This is a genomic window from Paraburkholderia sp. ZP32-5 (genome assembly GCF_021390495.1).
Lineage (GTDB): Bacteria > Pseudomonadota > Gammaproteobacteria > Burkholderiales > Burkholderiaceae > Paraburkholderia.
The window spans coordinates 306,004-322,419 of the sequence record NZ_JAJEJP010000003.1 but is presented as its reverse complement, the minus strand read 5'-3'; the positions used below and the strand labels follow the sequence as shown (position 1 = coordinate 322,419).

Sequence of the window (16,416 nt, the reverse complement as noted above, 5' to 3'; positions counted from 1 at the left end):
CCCAACATGCAAGGAGAACTCATGCTGAAACTGCCCCATCACAACCGCTACGAATACAGCGCAATCAGGAATCGCAAGGACTACAACTGGCCGGGCGGCAAGCGGCTCGCGCTCTACTTCGGCATCAATATCGAACACTTCTCGTTCGGCCACGGCATGCGTCATGCGATCTCGACGCAGCAGGTGCCGCCCGATCCGCGTACGTTCAGTTGGCTCGACTACGGCAACCGCGTCGGCGTGTGGCGTCTGTTCGATCTGTTCGACGAGATGAAGCTGCCCGCGTGCCATCTGATCAATACGACCGTGTTCGACTACGCGCCCGACATCCTCGAAGCGATCAAGGCGCGCGGCGACGAAATCATCGGTCACGGACGCACCAACGCCGAGAAGCAGGGCGACATGTGGGAAGAGGATGAAACGCGCTTTCTCGGCTATATCCACGACAAGATTCGCACCGACAGCGGCACCGCGCCGCGCGGCTGGATGGCACCATGGATGTCGCAATCGCACGTGACGCCCGATCTGCTCGACGAAGCCGGCTTCCGTTTCGCGATGGACTGGCCGTTCGACGACCAGCCGATCTGGATGCGCACGCGTAATGGCCGTCTGATGTCGCTGCCGTATCCGCTCGAAGTCAACGATTCGCCGCAGGTCATCGTGCAGAAGCAGACCGGCGAAGCGTTCGCGCAGTCGATCATCGACCAGTTCGACGAAATGATCGAGCAATCCGAAAAGCAGCCACTGGTGTGCGGCATCGCGCTGCATACGATGGTGGTCGGCCAGCCGTTCCGTCTGCGCGCGCTGCGCCGCGCGTTGCAGCACATCGTGTCGCATCCGCTGTTCGACCGCGTGTGGCTCACGCGCCCCGGTGCGATCTACGACCACTGCTGCTCGCTGCCGCCGGGCACGATTCCCGGCGACGACTATCCGTCGCGCGAAGGCCAGCAAAACACGCGGGAGGGCACGCGATGAAACTCGCCGACCAGGTCGCCATCGTGACCGGCGCCGCCTCCGGCATCGGCGCGGATGCGGCGCGCACGTTCGCGCGCGAAGGCGCGAAAGTCGCGCTCGTGGATCTGAACGGCGAGGCGCTCGCGCGCGTCGAGCGCGAGATCGTCGAAGCGGGCGGCGAAGCGCTCGCGATCTGCGCGAATGTCGCCGATGCCGACGCGGCGCAAGCCGGTGTCGCACGCGTGCTGGAGCGCTGGCAGCGCATCGACGTGCTGCTGACCTGCTCGGCGATCTCGCCGGGCGGACGCGTGCACGAGCTGGACGAAGCCACATGGGATCGCGTGTTCGACATCAACGTGAAGGGCTGCTTTCTGTGGTGTCGCGCGGTATTGCCGACGATGCTCGCGCGCGAGCGCGGCTCGATCGTGCTGGTCGGCTCGCAACTGGTGGCATCGAGCGGCGGCGGCAACGCGTCGTATGTCGCGAGCAAGGGTGCGGTCGCCACGCTCGCGAAGACGATGGCGGTCGACTACGCACCGCACGGTATCCGCGTGAATGCGCTGATGCCGGGCGTAATCGACACGCCGATGTCGCGCGCGTCGATCGGACGCAACAGCGATCCGGATGCGACTCGCGCGCGCTGGCAGAACCGGCACGCGATGAGGCGTTTCGGGCGTGTGGAAGAAACCTCGCGCGCCGCCCTCTTTCTCGCCAGCGACGATTCGTCGTTCACCACCGGCAGCTGGCTGTTCGCCGATGGCGGCTGGTCCGCCATGTAGCCGCGGGCATCGCCGTATCGCGTTACCACTGCGCTATCTCATTGCAGCAGTACATCAATCAGTTATCGAAGGACACTCCGCATCATGGGCAAGAAGCTTACCGACGCACAGATCCAGCACTACCGCGACTTCGGCTATGTCAGTCCGGTCGACGCGTTTCCGGCCGATCAGGCCACCGGTTATCTGCAGCAACTCGAAGCCTTCGAGGCAACCCGCAACCAGCAGATGGGCAAGGGCTTCAATTTCAAACCGCATCTGCTGTTTCCGTGGGTCGACGAAATCGGCCGTCACCCGGCGGTGCTCGACGCCGTCGAAGATCTGATCGGCCCGGACATCCTGCTGTTCAATCTCGCCGTGTGGCCGAAGAAGGCGCATGACGCGGCTTACGTATCGTGGCATCAGGATGCGACCTACTTCGGGCTTGAGCCGAGCACGCAGGTGACGATCTGGGTCGCGCTCACCGACGCGTCGATCGAGGCAGGCTGCATGGAAGTCGTTCCCGGCTCGCACAAACTCGGCCAGCTGCATCACGGCGAAGTGCCGTCGAAAGATATTCTGTTGTCGAAAGGCCAGACGATCGATGTGTCGTACGATCGCAGCAAGACCGCGTTCATGCCGGTCGGGCCGGGGCAGTTCTCGATCCACGATACCTATCTGATTCACGCATCGGGGCCGAATCAGTCGGATCATCGACGCGTCGGGCTCGGCTTCAGCTATATCCCGACCAACGCGCGCAATATCGGCTCGACTCGTCTGACGGCCATGCTGGTGCGCGGCGAGGATAAGTTCGGCTATTACGATGACGAGCCGCGTCCGCGCGTGAGCAACGGCGAAGCGGAGCAGGCGTTTCATCGCGAGGCGGTAGCGCGGTTTCAGCGCGGGCTCGATGAGCAGGCGAGGAAGTACTGAGGCTTGAATGCGCGGGGGCTCATGTAATCGTGCTGCGGGAGCCCCCGAAGCAATCAGAAGCTGTACCCAACATGCACGCTGGCCTGCTGCGCCGATGCGTGCGTCGTGTTGATCAGCGCGTCGTAGCTGATCGATACGTTCAGGTTCTTCTTCGGCTGCATCGTGATGCCGGCGCCCGCCGTCAGGTAACCGCGCGGCAGGCTGGTGCCCGGCGCCGTGAACAGCGTGCCGTCCTGCGTGCTCACGCTGATCGCACGATTGCCGTCGAGCAGTTCGTGCGCGTAACCGACTCGCACCTCGACGTTCACCGGCCTCAGCGCATCGCCGAACGCGCGATCCATCGTCAGTTGCGCGTACGGCTGCAGACTGCGCACGTTGTCCGTGCCGACGTTCAGGTCCTCGCCGCCAGCGCCGCTTTCGCCGAAGCCGTTCGTGTGGAAGTACGCGTAGCGTAGACCGATGCGCGGCGTCAGCGTCACGCGGCCGAACGTCATCGGCAAACTCGCCTGGCCGCCGACGTTGAACTCCTGGCCCATGTGGTCGCCTTCGGCTGCATCGGTCGCGCCGAATGACCGCTTCTGCGACAGGAAGTCGAGGCCCGCGCCGAGCGTTGCGGCGAGATTGACCGGGCCGGCGAAACGGCTGCCGTAGAGTGCCGCGCGCAGCGTGTCGGTCGTGCCCGAATCGCCCGTTCCCGATTCGTCGATGTCCGCATGGTCGTAGCCCACCGCGATGCCCGCCGTGGTCTCGCCATATCGGCGCTCGAGCCCGGCGAGGAATCCGTAGCGGTTTGACTGGAAGCCGGGCGTGTTACCGGTGCCGCCCACCTTCGTCTGGTTGCCGGTCGCGGTGACCCAGCCCGACGGTGTAGCGGCGGTCGCATCCGATGCCTGTCCGAGCCGTTCGAGCACGGCGGCGCCCTGCGATTGCGCGCCGAGCACGGCAGCGGTGCCCAGCGCCGTATAGATGCTGGTGTCGACCGGCGCGACGACGAGCGGCGGCACGGTTCCCCCCGTTTGCCCCGTCTGTGCTGCGGCCAGCACCAGCGACACCGCATTCGCGCCATACGCAAGCGATGGCGTCAGCGTGCCGAGGTTCGATGCGCCTGTGCTGCTGGTCCCGTCGAACGCGCCGCTGACACCCTGGCCAGCCGATACCAGCGTGTACTGGGTCGCCGTATACGTGCCCGGATCGTAGGTAATCGCCAGCACGCCATGCAGCGTCGCGCTGCCGTTGACCTTCAGCTGCGAAGCAGTCGTGGGACTGACTTCGATAGCCAGCGTCGCGCCGTTTGTCTGCGTGTAGTTGCCCCCGATCGTCAGCGTGCCGATCGAGCCGCCCGGTGCAACCGTGCCGCTGTTGCCGACGTTGCCGAGCACAGTGCCATGGCCACGCAGCGTGCCACCTGTGTCGACCGCGACGCTGCCGCCGAGCGCAGCCTGCGGACTGCCGGCGTCGCCGACTTCCACCAGGCCGCCTGACACTTCGGTCGTGCCGGTGAACGCCGCACCGTCGCCGTCGAGCACGAACGTGCCGTTGCCCTGCTTGATCAGCGTGCCGCTGCCCGTGACGGTGCCGCTGAACGTGCTGCTCGCGCCGGTCGCGCCGGTCATCGTCAGCGTGCGGCTGCCGAGGTTCACGGCGCCTGTGCCGCTCAGGTTCGCGATAGACGCGCCATTCGTCGTGTTCGAGATATCGAAGGTGCCGTTCGCGACGACACCGCCCGATTGCGCAATGCTGCCCGCACCCGATAGCGCCAGCGTGCCGGCGTTGATCGTGGTCACGCCGGTGTAGGCGTTCGCCGCGCTCAGTGTCTCGGTGCCCGCGCCGTTCTTCACGAGCCCGCCGGTGCCGCTGATCGTGCCGTCGAACGTGCCGTCGTTCCGGCTGCCGAGCGTCAGCGTGCTCGCGCCGAGCGTCACGGTCGAGCCGACCACGCCGTTCAGCGCGCCGATGACCGGCGTGCCGCTCGCGGCGCTCACGTCGAGGCGTGTGCCCGTATTCGCGAGACTCACATCGCTCGATGCCGACAGCGTGCCTGCGCCCGCCAGTGCAATCGTGCCGACGTCGATCGTCGTGGTGCCGGTGTAGGTGTTCGTGCCGCTCAGCGTCTCGGTGCCGGTGCCCTGCTTGACGAGACCGCCGCTGCCGTTGATGACGCCCGCGAAGGTCTGATCCGTCATATCGCCAAAGGCCAGCGTGTTTGCACCGAGCGCGATGCTGCTGCCCGCCACGCCCGACAGCGCGCCGATCGTCTGGCCACCCGTCGCGCCGCTGATGTCGAATGCCGCGCCCGCGCCGGCCACATTGACCGCGCTGCCCGTGGCAAGGCTGCCGCTACCCTTCAATGCGAGCGTGCCGGCCGCGATCGTCGTGCCGCCGGTATAGGTGTTCGTGCCGCTCAGCGTCTCGATGCCGTTACCCTGCTTGACGAGGCCGCCCGCGCCGCCGATCGTGCCACTGAAAGTCTGGTCCGTCTGGTCGCCGAAGGTCAGCGAATGACCGCCGAGCGTCACCGCGCTGCCCGCCACGCCCGAGAGCGCACCGATCGTCTGGTCCGCGCCCGAGTGACTGATGTCGAAGCTCGAAGTGGTGCCGTTCAATGCGAGGCTGCCGCTTGCCGCGAGACTGCCCCCGGTGCCGAGTGCCAGCGTGCCGGCGTCGATTGCCGTGCCACCGGTATAGGTGTTCGCGCCGGTCAGCGTCTCGGTGCCCGTACCGACCTTCACGACGCTGCCGCTGCCGCCGATCGCGCCGGTGAAGGTACCGTCGCCGGTATCGCCCACCTGCAGCACGTTCGCGCCGAGGTCCACGGCGCCGCCGCCGGTCAGCGTGCCGAATACCTGCTTGCCGCCGCCGGCCGACAGGTCGAAGGTCGCGCCATCCGCGACGTCGACGATGCCGCTCGCGTCGAGGCTCGCGTGGGCGCCCAGCGCGAGCGTGCCGGCGTTCACCTGCGTGCCGCCGCTGTATCTGTTGTTGCCGTTCAGAGTAAGGGTGGCCGAGCCGTCCTTGGTCAGGCTGCCGGTGCCGCTGATCGTGCCGTCGATCGTCAGGTCGTGTGTGCCCGCGACCGTGAGGCCGGCGTTCAGCACGATGTCGTTGGCCAGTTCGGTGGCGGTGCTGCTGTCGAGCGTCGCAGTACCGCTCACCGTCAGCGTGCCGGTGCCGAGCGCCTTGTTGTTGCCGACCACGAGACCGCCAGCCGCGAGCGTCGTGCCGCCGCTGTACGTGTTCGCGCCGGTCAACGTTTCGGTGCCGGTACCCTGCTTGACGATACCTCCGCTGCCGCCGATCGTGCCGGCGAAGGTCTGGTTCGAGCCGTCGCCAACCGTCAGCGAGTTGCCGCCGAGCGTAACCTTGCTGCCTGCGACACCCGCGAGCGAACCGATCGTCTGGTTGCTGCCCGCATCGTTGATGCTGAAACCGGTGTTCGCGCCGGCGAGGTTGACCGCGCCGCCCGCGGCGAGGCTGCCGCCGGTGCCGAGCGCCAGCGTGCCCGCGTTGATCGTCGTGCCACCGATATAGCTGTTCGCGCCGGTCAGTGTTTCGGTGCCGGTGCCGCTCTTTACGACAGCACCGCCGCCGCTGATCGTGCCACCGAAGGCCTGATCCGTCTGATCGCCAAAGCTCAGTGAATTGCTGCCCAGCGTCACCGTGCTGCCCATTACGCCCGAGAACGCGCCGATCGTCTGGTTCGCGCCGGAGTGGCTGATATCGAAGCTCGAACTGGTGCCGTTCAGTGCGAGGCTACCACTCATCGCGAGACTGCCGCCGGTGCCAAGCGCCAGCGTGCCGGCGTCGATTGCCGTGCCGCCCGTGTAGGTGTTCGCGCCGGTCAGTGTCTCGGTGCCGCTGCCGACCTTCACGAGACTGCCGCCACCGCCGATCGATCCGGTGAAAGTGCCGTCGGTCACATCGCCAATCGTCAGCACGTCCGCGCCGAGCGTCACGGTGCCACCGCCGGTCAGCGTACCGAATACCTGCGTGCCGCCGCCCGCCGAGAGATCGAAGGTCGCCCCGTCCGCGACGTTGACGATGCCGCTTGCGTCTAGGCTCGCGTGTGCGCCCAGCGCGAGCGTACCGGCGCTCACCTGCGTGCCGCCGCTGTAGTCGTTGTGGCCGTTCAGAGTCAGCGTTGCCGCGCCGTTCTTGGTCAGGCTACCGGTGCCGGACATCGCGCCATCGAGCGTCAGGTCGTGGCTGCCGGTAACCGTGAGGGCTGCGTTTAACGCGATGTCGTTGACCAGTTCCGTGGCGGTGTTGCTGTCGAGCGTGGCGGCGCCACTTACCGTCAGCGCGCCGGTGCCGAGCGCTTTGTCGTTGCCGACTATGAGACCGCCCGCTTCGAGCGTCGTGCCGCCGCTGTAGGTGTTTGTGCCGGTCAATGTCTCGATGCCCGCGCCCTGCTTGATCAGGCCACCGCCGCCGGTATCGCTGATCGTGCCCGCGAAGATCTGGTCCGACGCATCGCCGAAGGTCAACGTGTTCGCGCCGAGCGTGATCGCGCTGCCTGCCACACCCGTTACAGAGCCGATCGTCTGGCCGGCGCTCGAATGGCTGATGTCGAATGTCGCGCCCGTATTGACGAAATCGACCGCGCTGGTAGCGGCGAGACTGCCGTTGTCCGCGAGCGCGAGCGTGCCGGCCTCGATTGTCGTGGCGCCGCTGTACGCGTTCGCCCCCTTCAGCGTGAGCGTGGCCGTGCCGTTTTTGATGAGGCTGCCGGTGCCGGTGATTGCGCCATCGAGCGTCAGGTCTTCGTTGCCCATGACCGTGAGGCCCGCGTTCAGCTGGATCTTGTTGGCCAGCTCGACGGCCGTGCTGCTGTCGAACGCGGCGGCACCGGTTACGGTCAGCGTGCCGCTGCCGAGCGCCGTAGCGCTGCCGACCACGAGACCGCCCGCTTCGAGCGTCGTGCCGCCGCCGTATGTGTTCGAGCCAGTCAGTGTCTCGATACCCGAGCCCTGTTTGACGAGGGCCGCGGTGGCCGTGCCGCTGATCGTGCCGGCGAACGTCTCGATCGAGGTATCGCCGAAGGTCAGCGAATTGCCGCCGAGCGTGAGTGAACTGCTGGCTACGCCGGACAGCGAGCCGATCAGCTGGGGGCCGGCCGCGTGGCTGATGTCGAGCGTCGCGTGGCCGCCGGCGATATCGACTGCGCTGGCGCCTGTGAGGTTGCCGCTGCTCATCAGTGATAGCGTGCCCGAGTTGATCGTCATGGCGCCGCTATACGCGCTCGCCCCTTTCAGCGTGAGGGTCGCCGTGCCGTTTTTGGTCAGGCCGCCGTCGCCTGAAATTGTGCCGTCGAGTGTCAGCTGGTTGCTGCAGTCCACCGTAAGTCCCGCGTCCAGCACGATGCCGTTAGCCAGCTCGATAGCGGTGGTACTGCCGAGCGTGGCGGTGCCGCTCACCGTCAGCGCCCCGCTGCCGAGTGCGGTGTTGTTGCCGACCAGCAGACCGCCCGCGCGGAGCGTCGTACCACCGGTGTAGGTGTTCGCGCCGGTCAGCGTCTCGCTACCGGGGCCCTGCTTGACCAGCGCGCCGCCGCCGGTATCGCTGATCGTGCCCGCGAAGGTCTGATCCGTCCCGTCGCCGAAGGTCAGCGAATTGCCGCCGAGCGTTACCGAACTGCCGGTCACGCCGGACAGTGAGCCGATCGTCTGGCTACCGCTCGAGTGGCTGATGTCGAAAGTCGCGCTTGCGACATTGACCGCTGCGTCCACCGCGAGGCTCCCCGTGCCCGTTAGCGCCAGCGTGCCGCCGTTGATTGTGGTGGCGCCAAAGTAATCGCTCGCTCCCTTCAGCGTCAGCGTGGCCGCGCCGTTTTTGGTGAGACTGCCGGTGCCGGAGATCGCGCCGTCGAGTGTCAGATCGTGGGTGCCAGTGACCGTGAGGCCCGCCTTCAGCGTGATCTGGTTGGCGAGTTCGATGGCGGTGGTGCTGTCGAGTGTGGTGGCGAGGTTCCCCGTCATCAACGTGCCAGTGCCGAGCGCCGAATCGTTGCCGACCACGAGACCGCCCGCCGCGAGCGTCGTGCCACCGGAGTAGGTGTTCGCGCCGCTCAGCGTCTCGATACCCGTGCCCTGCTTGAAGAGGCCGCCGCCAGCGGTACTGCTGATTGTCCCCGCGAAGGTCTCGTTCGCCGTACCGCCGATGGTCAGCGAGTTACCGCCGAGCGTGATCGCGCTGCCCGCCACTCCGGACAGCGAGCCGATCGTCTGGCTGGCGTTCGCGTGGCTGATGTCCAGTGTCGCGTTCGCGCCTGCGACGTTGACCACGGTGTCGTCCCACACAAAGCTGCCGCTGCCCGCCAGCGCGAGCGTGCCGCCGATGATCGTCGTATTGCCGAGGTATGCGGCCGCGCCGGTTAGCGTCAGGGTAGCTGCGCCCGTTTTGCTAAGGCCCCCAGCGCCGCTGAGTTCGCCGTCGAGTGTCAGATCATGACTACCCGCGACCGTCAGGCCCAGACCAATCCCGATGCTGTTGGTCAGCTCGGCAGCGACGCTGCTGTCGAGCGTGGCCCGGCCGCTGACCGTCAGCATCCCGGTGCCGAGCGCCTTATTGTTGCCGATCACGAGACCGCCAGACTGGAGGGTCGTGCCACCGCTGTAGGTATTGGCTCCCGTCAACGTCGTGGTGCCGGTGCCGTCCAGCAAGACGCTGCCGGAGCCGCCGATCACATTGCCGACCGTCAGGCTGCCGGAGCGGTCGAACGTCAGCGTGGCGTTGTCGGTGACCACGCCGGTTCCCAGCGTGCCGCTGGCATCGCCATTGCCGACCTGCAGCGTCCCGTTTGTGATGGTGACGGCGCCGCTGAAACTGTTGTCGGCGGCGAGCACGGTGGTGCCGTTCCCGCTCTGCCTGATCGTGCCGCCACCGCCGATGGAGATGGCGAGGTTGGTGGTACCGCTCTGGTTGAAATTCAGCGTGCCGTTGTTCGTGAGGCTCGCTCCATTGATGCCGCCCGACGATGTGTCGCCGGGGATCGCATCGCCGAGATTGAGCGTGCTGCCCGCGTTGATGACGGCAGTAGCGCCGGAACCGAGGTTCAGCGTGCCGCCGAGGTTGAGGATGCCCGCGCCACCGGCACCGCTGCCAGTGGAGGGATCGAGAGTTCCGCCGTTCGCGCCCCCCAGAATCAGCGCGCCACCAGCGCCGATATCGATCGTGGAGCTTGCGTCCACGCTGACGGTACCCGCCCCTCCATTGCCGCCAAGTTCGAACGAGTCGGCACTGGAACCGCCGCCACTGCCGCCAATGAGCAGGGTGCCGGCCACGGATAGCACGGCATTTTGCAGGGTCAGCGTGCCAGCCCCTCCATTGCCGCCCTTGGAACCGATACTACCGCCACCGCCGCCTCCGCCGACCAGCATGGAGTCGTCTACGGTCAGGGTTGCGCCGGTTACGCTCAAACTGCCTGCGCTCCCGCTGCCACTCGCGTTGTTGCCACCACCACCACCACCGCCGCCAACGCCGACATAGCCGTAAGTGACACTGGTCCCGAGCACGAGACTAGTCTGAGCGGCCGCACCGGCACCACTTGTCTGGCCGGAAATGGCGTTACCACTACCGTCGACCACGCTGCCACCACCGCCGCCGCCGCCGAAACTGTTGCCACCGCCTCCGCCACCACCGTAACTACTGCCGGCACCGCCAGAGCCGGGAACAGTGCCAGCCTCGCCAGTCGCACCCGAACCAGACGGCAGGACCCCGGCCGCACCTCCGTCACAGTTCTCGCAGGCCCCACTACCACCGGCGCCGCCCAGCGCGCCACCACCGCCGCCGGCTGCGCCGCCGATGCCGCTTGCTCCTCCTCCGCCCAGCCCTCCCTGGCCACCGCCCTGACTGCCGCCTGCGCCACCCGTCGCATCACCGCCGCCGGCACCACCGGCGCCACCGAAGACACCGAGGCTGGCGCTACTGCCGCCATTCCCACCGGTGATGCCGCCCCCGCCGCCGCCACTGTAGCCGCCGCCGCCGCCGCCGCCGCCACCGCCAATCCCGCCGCCGCCCCCGCCTCCGAAGATGTTTGCGGCGCCGCCATTGCCACCCGTGCCCACCAGCAGGTTGTCGTCAGCGAGCGCTGGCGTGGCAAACGCAGAGGCCGTCAGCGCGGCAACGCCGAGCCACCCCGCCAGCAGCAGCCGATGCGCGGCCCGTCTGTTTTTTCCGCGGCCCATCGCAAGCTCGGACACCACCTGCCATACCCCGACTCGTGCATTGAAGACAATGCGATAGCTGCGATTCATGTGCGACATTCCCCGTGTTTGGTTCCGGTGGCGACTGTTTCTCGGGCCTCGTTTTTATGGTTCGGCGACGATCACGACGGAAGCTTCAGATGATCCGGCTGAACCGCGAGCGTCGATGTTGTCTTTGAATTGCCGCATCGCCTTTGCCGGCGAATCGAGGCAATCGACTACCCGCTCATTGCTGCGCGGTCGGTGTGATGAACTCGCGGGCCCGCCTTGGTCAGCCGCGAGAAAGCGATGCCCCTGTGCCGCCAGGCCGAACTGTCCCAATGTCGCGCAGCCCGGGCCAACGAATCGACTGCGGCGTTTCAAAGTCCCGTAGCGTGAGATGGCCCTCGTGTGGTGCAGCCGCCGGCTGAACGCCGGCGTACTCCGAACGCGCGTAAGAGTAATCAGCGCGGGACGAATCCACATCCCATGAAAAAGGGAGAGATGCGCGGCTGCAACGCGAACTGCGTCGTGTCGCAACGCATCCGTTACCATACGCGCGCGGCCGTAGCCGGCATGCCGGCTACGGCCGCATAACGCAACCATTCTCGGCGATACCGATATGAGCGAGACCGCGCCGGTCGGCGTATTTCTGGTGGAAGACGATGCCGCGATGCGCGAAGCGTTCGAGCGCATGGTCGATACGCATCCGCAGCTCACGCTGGTGGGCACCGCGACCACGATCGCGGAAGCGCAGACCGCGCTTGCGCAGCTGCACGCGCAAGTCGCGATCATCGATCTCGGTCTGCCGGATGGCGATGGCGACGTGCTGATCGAAAGTTTGAGGGTGTCGTCGCCGGAAACGGCGGTGCTGGTCAGCACGGTCTTCGGCGACGAAGCGCACGTGGTGCGCGCGATCGAGGCCGGCGCGCGCGGCTATCTGCTGAAGGACACGACGCTCGACGAATTCGCCCGTTCGATATTGCTGGTGGTCAGCGGCGATGCGCCGCTGTCGCCGCAGATCGCTCGGCATCTGCTGAAGCGCTTCGCGCCTTCAGTTGCGGATGCACGCAAGCCGCCGCGCGCCGCGAAAGACATCCAGGATCTGACGCCGCGCGAATTCGCCATTCTCGAGCAGATCGCCTACGGTTTTACCGTTGCGGAGACGGCGGCGATACTGAAGATCTCCCATCACACCGTCACCACGCACGTGAAGAACATCTACAGCAAGCTCGCGGTCACGAACCGGATGCAGGCGATCAACGAGGCACGCCGCAAAGGGATGATCCGTTGACGCACCCGATCCCCGCCCGGCGCGCGGGCTGTGCAGCGCGTGCCGCGCGCGGTGCCTGGCTGCGTTGCCGCGTGATGCGCAAAGCCGCGCTCGCCGCTGTGTTCACCACGATGCTTACCGCAGCGCTCGTCGCAGCGCTCACGTTCTCCAGCTTCGCCGCGCAGGCTGCGGACACCGCCGCGATCGATTTGACGCTGCGCGCCGCCGACTTCAACGCATCCGCTTCGCCGACACCGCCGCTCACCGGCTGGGCACCCGTCACGCTGCCCGACAACTGGGTCGATAGCCACCCGGGGCTGGGTGGATTTGCCTGGTATCGCGCGCATTTCCGGCTCGATGCGATGCCCGACGCACCGCTTGCTCTTTATGTGCCGCATGTTTCGCTGGTCGCTTCGTTCTATCTGAACGGCTCGCTGCTCAATGGCGACGTGTCCTACGACACGCCGCACGGCCGCATGGGCTCGGCGATGAACGACAAGCCGCTGTACATCGTGCTTCCTTCAGGCCTGTTCCGCAGCGGAGACAACACGCTATATGTGCGCCTGCAGGGCGACGCGAATATGCGCAGCGGCATTTCGGCGATCGAGATCGGACCCGCGCCCCTGCTCGAATCCCGTCAGTCCCTGCGCCATTTCGTGCAGGTCGTGTTGCCCAATGCCGTGTTCGTGATGATCATCGGCGCACTGATTTTTCTGGTTGCGCATCTGTGGCATCGGCGCAGCGTACACCTGATCCAGCTCGTGACCGTGGTGGCCATCCTGAGTCTCGGCTCGTACCTGACGTTGTCGTTTCCCGTGTCGCGGGATACGGAAGTCTTCGTGCGGTTGATCGCCCATATCGTTTTGCTCTGGGGATTCACGATAGTGGGCTATCGTCTCGCCGCGCACCCGGCGCGATGGTTCCTGCTGCTCTGGCATGCGGTATCGATCGCGACGATTGTCGCCGCGATCGTGTTCTACGCCATCGGCAAAACCGGCGACCCGATGTGGATGCTCGCGTGGCCGCATACGCTGCTGCGTTTCATCGTCCTTTACTGGATGTTCGCGCGCGCGTGGCGGATCCGCTCGATCCGGATCGGCGCGCTCGCGCTGAGCGCAACGTTCTGGAATCTGACGATGCTGCAATCGGCCTTCATCGTGATGGACTGGCTGCCCTGGGACTCGGTGCGCACGAGCACGCTTGGCGTGGTGCCGTTCTGCATCGTGTTGCTGTTCGTTTTTGCGGAGCAATTCATCCTCGATCGCGAACAGGCGGCGAGCGCGCAACGCGACGCGGTCACCGCCGAAAGAAACCGGATTCTGCAGGATATGCATGACGGAATGGGCGCGCATCTGATCGCCGCGCTGCATCTCGCGCGACGCGAGGACGTCGAACGCGGCGCGCTAGTGCGTTCGATCGAGGATTCGATTCAGGACATGCGATCCATCATCGATTCGCTGGACTTCAACGGCCATGATCTGATCCCGCTGCTGGCCAACCTCAGAACTCGCCTCGAACCGCGACTGAACGCACTCGGCATCGAACTCAAATGGGGCGTCGTCGCACCTTTACCCGAGATCGTGCATATGACACCGGGCAAGGCGCTCGCGGTCATGCGCATCGTTCAGGAGAGCATCAACAACGTGATCCAGCATGCGCAAGCACGCACGATACGGATCGGCGCCGCCGCGGATGGCGACGCCGTGCGCATCGAAATCGCAGACGACGGCCATGGCTTCGATCCGACTCGGGCGCGCGCAAGCGGGCGCGGCATCGTGGGTATGCGCACCCGTGCGAAGACGCTGCATGCCGCGCTCGACATCGTCGGAGGCGTTGGGACCACGATCGTATTGCGGATTCCGTGCACGATTGCGCGGTCGGCGGCGGGGATTCAGTAATAGTTGACGACCATATGGACCTGCATTGCATTTTCGTGACGGACAAAACGATCCCGGTCAAAAGCGCTCAAAACTAGCCTTTTTATGGGATGTCGCGCCAGTACGTGCCGATGTAAATTCCCAGCGTCCGGTTTTCAGAGACCCGATTACGCCTAACGCCTCAGCGAAAAAGAGCGCGGCCTTGAATGGAGAGTCGCAAAGTTCAGTACCGATCGGTGCGGCGGCCGAAGCAGATAGCGTTGAAACGACACCGGTTGAAACAACACCGTCGAGTCGGTCATTCAAACAATTCTCGGGGGAATGCAGTCACATGGCAAAGACCAACATAGGGGCCGCCTTTGGTGCGCTGGCGCATAACTCGCTAGACGCGAGCGGGCTCGCGCTTAGCGCAAGGATCGCCTGTCGGCTGACTGACATGTCGCCTGCAGAGGTCCGTGCCATAGACTCGGACCTGAGCTTCTTTGCCAAGTCGATCACGCTGCGACCGACCAGCGGCTATACCGCGGCCGAACTCGTGGACTATCGGCGAGCGTCCGAACTGATCCGGAAGTCTGGAGAGTCGAGGAAACAGAGCCCGAGCAGCTTTGATCAGCAGGCGCACTTTAACTACATCAAGGACGCGAAAAATGATTTGCCGGGGCCTGACCGTCCTGGCTTCTATTTCGGGGCCAGTTATTGGGCTTACTCAGACCACGCAGAGCGTGTAAAGACCCGGCTTGCCTGGAACGAGGCTGGCCATCAGCTGACGGCAGGTATCGGCGTGATCGAGACTTTAGATTTCACCGAACGCAAGAATCTTTTCAGGCGCTGGTTCGGCAATGCCGGACCGGATGTCGTGAAGTTGGTACTTCAGCGGACGTTGACCGGTATAACCACCAGGTGCACAGGCCTGCTTTACGCGGGTCAAGCCGCACGGGGCAATCCATTAGGTCTCTCGGAAAACGGTATCGCCGATCGCGGCATGGCTGCCGCGGTCCGCTCCGACGAGTTTTGGGGCATCGCCTACTACGGTGCGCCATACATACGCCTCGGAACCTGCTTTTTCGACGAATCCGAAACAGGCGGGCAGCCTACGCGGTACCACTCGCGCGATGTCGTCGGTGCCATGGAGGTATCACGCGGCGGCGCGATCGTGCATGAGGCCACTCACCTGTTCGCGGAAACTACTGACGTGCGGTTGAGCGATGTGCCAAACGACGCCGTTTTTCTTCGATTGAACGTCGCGGTCACCAATCAAAACCGAGACGCTCAGGGCTACGGTCCGAGGGTTTGTCACGCGCTTGCCCAAGTCAGCGGCGCGATGGCCGCAAAAAACGCGGACAACTATCGGTTGTTCTGCGAAGACGCTTTTGCGCAACTCACCTCTTCGGCCAGAAGCTGACGACGACACCGGCAATTCACTTCGTATTCGCCGGTGCCTCGATCATCTTCCAGCCATTGCCGGCCGGATCACGAAAGCCCGCATCGACGCTGCCATAACGATCGACGGGCTCCTGCGTGAATTCCACGCCGCGCGCCTTCAACTGCTCGTAGCTCGCGCGGCAGTCGGCAACCGACAACACCAGCGGCGGCATCGCCCCCTTCGCGACCATCGCGCGCAACGTCTGCGCGGTGGCGTCGTCGTGTATCGGCGGGCCGGGCGTGAAGAGCCCGAGCTGAAACGACGGCTGGTCCGGATGCTGGACCGTCAGCCACCGGTAGGAGCCATTGCGCACGTCCGTGTGAACGCGAAAGCCGAGTTTGTCGACGTAGAACGCCAGCGCCTCGTCCTGATTGTCGACGTACAGGCCGACCACATTGATACCCTGATTCATCACTCCTCCTTCGTTGACGACTTCGATGGTTTCGATGGCTCGACTGTATCGCCGGCGACGCGGCGGCGCTTCTCCAAAACTGCGATCGTCAGATCGGGACGTTGCGCGGCCTTCAGCACGCAGGCGGGCACGCGTTCGAGTTGCAATGGCTCGGCTCGCGCATCGATCCGCATCTCGCCCGGGCTGCGGCCGGTGATGTCGCGAAAGATGCGCCCGAATGTGCCGAGGCTTTCCCATCCGGTCGCGAACGCGATGTCGGTGATGCCGAGGTCGGTGTCGCGCAGCAGCGTGGTGGCCTGCTCGATGCGCCGTGTCAGCAGATAGCGGTGCGGCGGCAAGCCGAAAGCCCGCTTGAACGAGCGCGCGAAATGCGCTTCCGACACGCCGCTGACTTCAGCGAGACGCCGAACCGGCCACGCCTCGTGCGACGCGGCATCCATGCGATCTTTGGCGCGCAGCAGACGACGCAGCAACGCGGGGTCTTCCAGCGCGCTGCTGGTGGTCTGGGATGGAGAGGTTTGAAGAGGAAGATTCTGGCGGCGGGGCATGGGCTTGGGCGGGCGGCGCTGACAGTGAACCGCTAGTTTAAGCGCGCCGCAGGCAGGCGCCTCG

At 65.4% G+C, this 16,416-nt stretch carries 10 protein-coding genes; 6 read left to right on the top strand and 4 right to left on the bottom strand.

What is annotated here, in order from left to right; translation table 11 throughout:
* The first annotated feature begins 21 nt into the window (after positions 1-21).
* From L0U82_RS34010 to L0U82_RS34000, 3 genes are all read left to right on the top strand, one after another.
* The gene (locus L0U82_RS34010; RefSeq protein WP_233838025.1) at positions 22-972 is read left to right on the top strand and encodes a polysaccharide deacetylase family protein; all 951 of its coding nucleotides are present in this window, start codon (positions 22-24) and stop codon (positions 970-972) included.
* Positions 969-1,730 carry an SDR family NAD(P)-dependent oxidoreductase gene (locus tag L0U82_RS34005; RefSeq protein ID WP_233838024.1) on the top strand — a complete coding sequence of 254 codons (762 nt, stop codon included), beginning with the start codon at positions 969-971 and terminating at the stop codon, positions 1,728-1,730. Before L0U82_RS34010 ends, L0U82_RS34005 begins: the two co-directional genes overlap by 4 nt.
* Before the next feature lie 84 nt (positions 1,731-1,814).
* A complete protein-coding gene (locus L0U82_RS34000; protein ID WP_233838023.1) occupies positions 1,815-2,639 on the top strand; it encodes a phytanoyl-CoA dioxygenase family protein in 825 nt (274 codons plus the stop codon).
* 53 nt (positions 2,640-2,692) lie between these two features.
* Here the strand turns inward: L0U82_RS34000 and L0U82_RS33995 are convergent, their stop codons facing one another.
* Positions 2,693-10,891 carry an autotransporter-associated beta strand repeat-containing protein gene (locus tag L0U82_RS33995; protein ID WP_267929914.1) on the bottom strand — a complete coding sequence of 2,733 codons (8,199 nt, stop codon included), beginning with the start codon at positions 10,889-10,891 and terminating at the stop codon, positions 2,693-2,695.
* Positions 10,892-11,441: 550 nt separating this feature from the next.
* Between L0U82_RS33995 and L0U82_RS33985 the strand changes: the two genes are divergently transcribed.
* Both L0U82_RS33985 and L0U82_RS33980 read left to right on the top strand, forming a co-directional pair.
* A complete protein-coding gene (locus tag L0U82_RS33985; protein ID WP_233838022.1) occupies positions 11,442-12,113 on the top strand; it encodes a response regulator in 672 nt (223 codons plus the stop codon).
* Entirely contained in the window at positions 12,110-13,990 is a 1,881-nt protein-coding gene (locus L0U82_RS33980; protein WP_233838021.1) for a sensor histidine kinase, read from the top strand. Before L0U82_RS33985 ends, L0U82_RS33980 begins: the two co-directional genes overlap by 4 nt.
* A 57-nt stretch (positions 13,991-14,047) precedes the next feature.
* Here L0U82_RS33980 and L0U82_RS33975 read toward each other — a convergent pair whose 3' ends face one another.
* Positions 14,048-14,275, bottom strand: coding sequence for a hypothetical protein (locus L0U82_RS33975; RefSeq protein ID WP_233838020.1), 228 nt, complete (start codon positions 14,273-14,275; stop codon positions 14,048-14,050).
* A gap of 25 nt (positions 14,276-14,300) precedes the next feature.
* Here L0U82_RS33975 and L0U82_RS33970 point away from each other — a divergent pair, with 25 nt between their 5' ends.
* Positions 14,301-15,371, top strand: a complete 1,071-nt coding sequence (locus L0U82_RS33970) for a M35 family metallopeptidase (protein WP_233838019.1) — start codon at positions 14,301-14,303, stop codon at positions 15,369-15,371.
* A 16-nt stretch (positions 15,372-15,387) separates the two neighbouring features.
* Here L0U82_RS33970 and L0U82_RS33965 read toward each other — a convergent pair whose 3' ends face one another.
* A complete protein-coding gene (locus tag L0U82_RS33965; RefSeq protein WP_233838018.1) occupies positions 15,388-15,804 on the bottom strand; it encodes a VOC family protein in 417 nt (138 codons plus the stop codon).
* Positions 15,804-16,352, bottom strand: coding sequence for a helix-turn-helix domain-containing protein (locus L0U82_RS33960; RefSeq protein ID WP_233838017.1), 549 nt, complete (start codon positions 16,350-16,352; stop codon positions 15,804-15,806). Before L0U82_RS33960 ends, L0U82_RS33965 begins: the two co-directional genes overlap by 1 nt.
* Between the last annotated feature and the right edge of the window lie 64 nt (positions 16,353-16,416).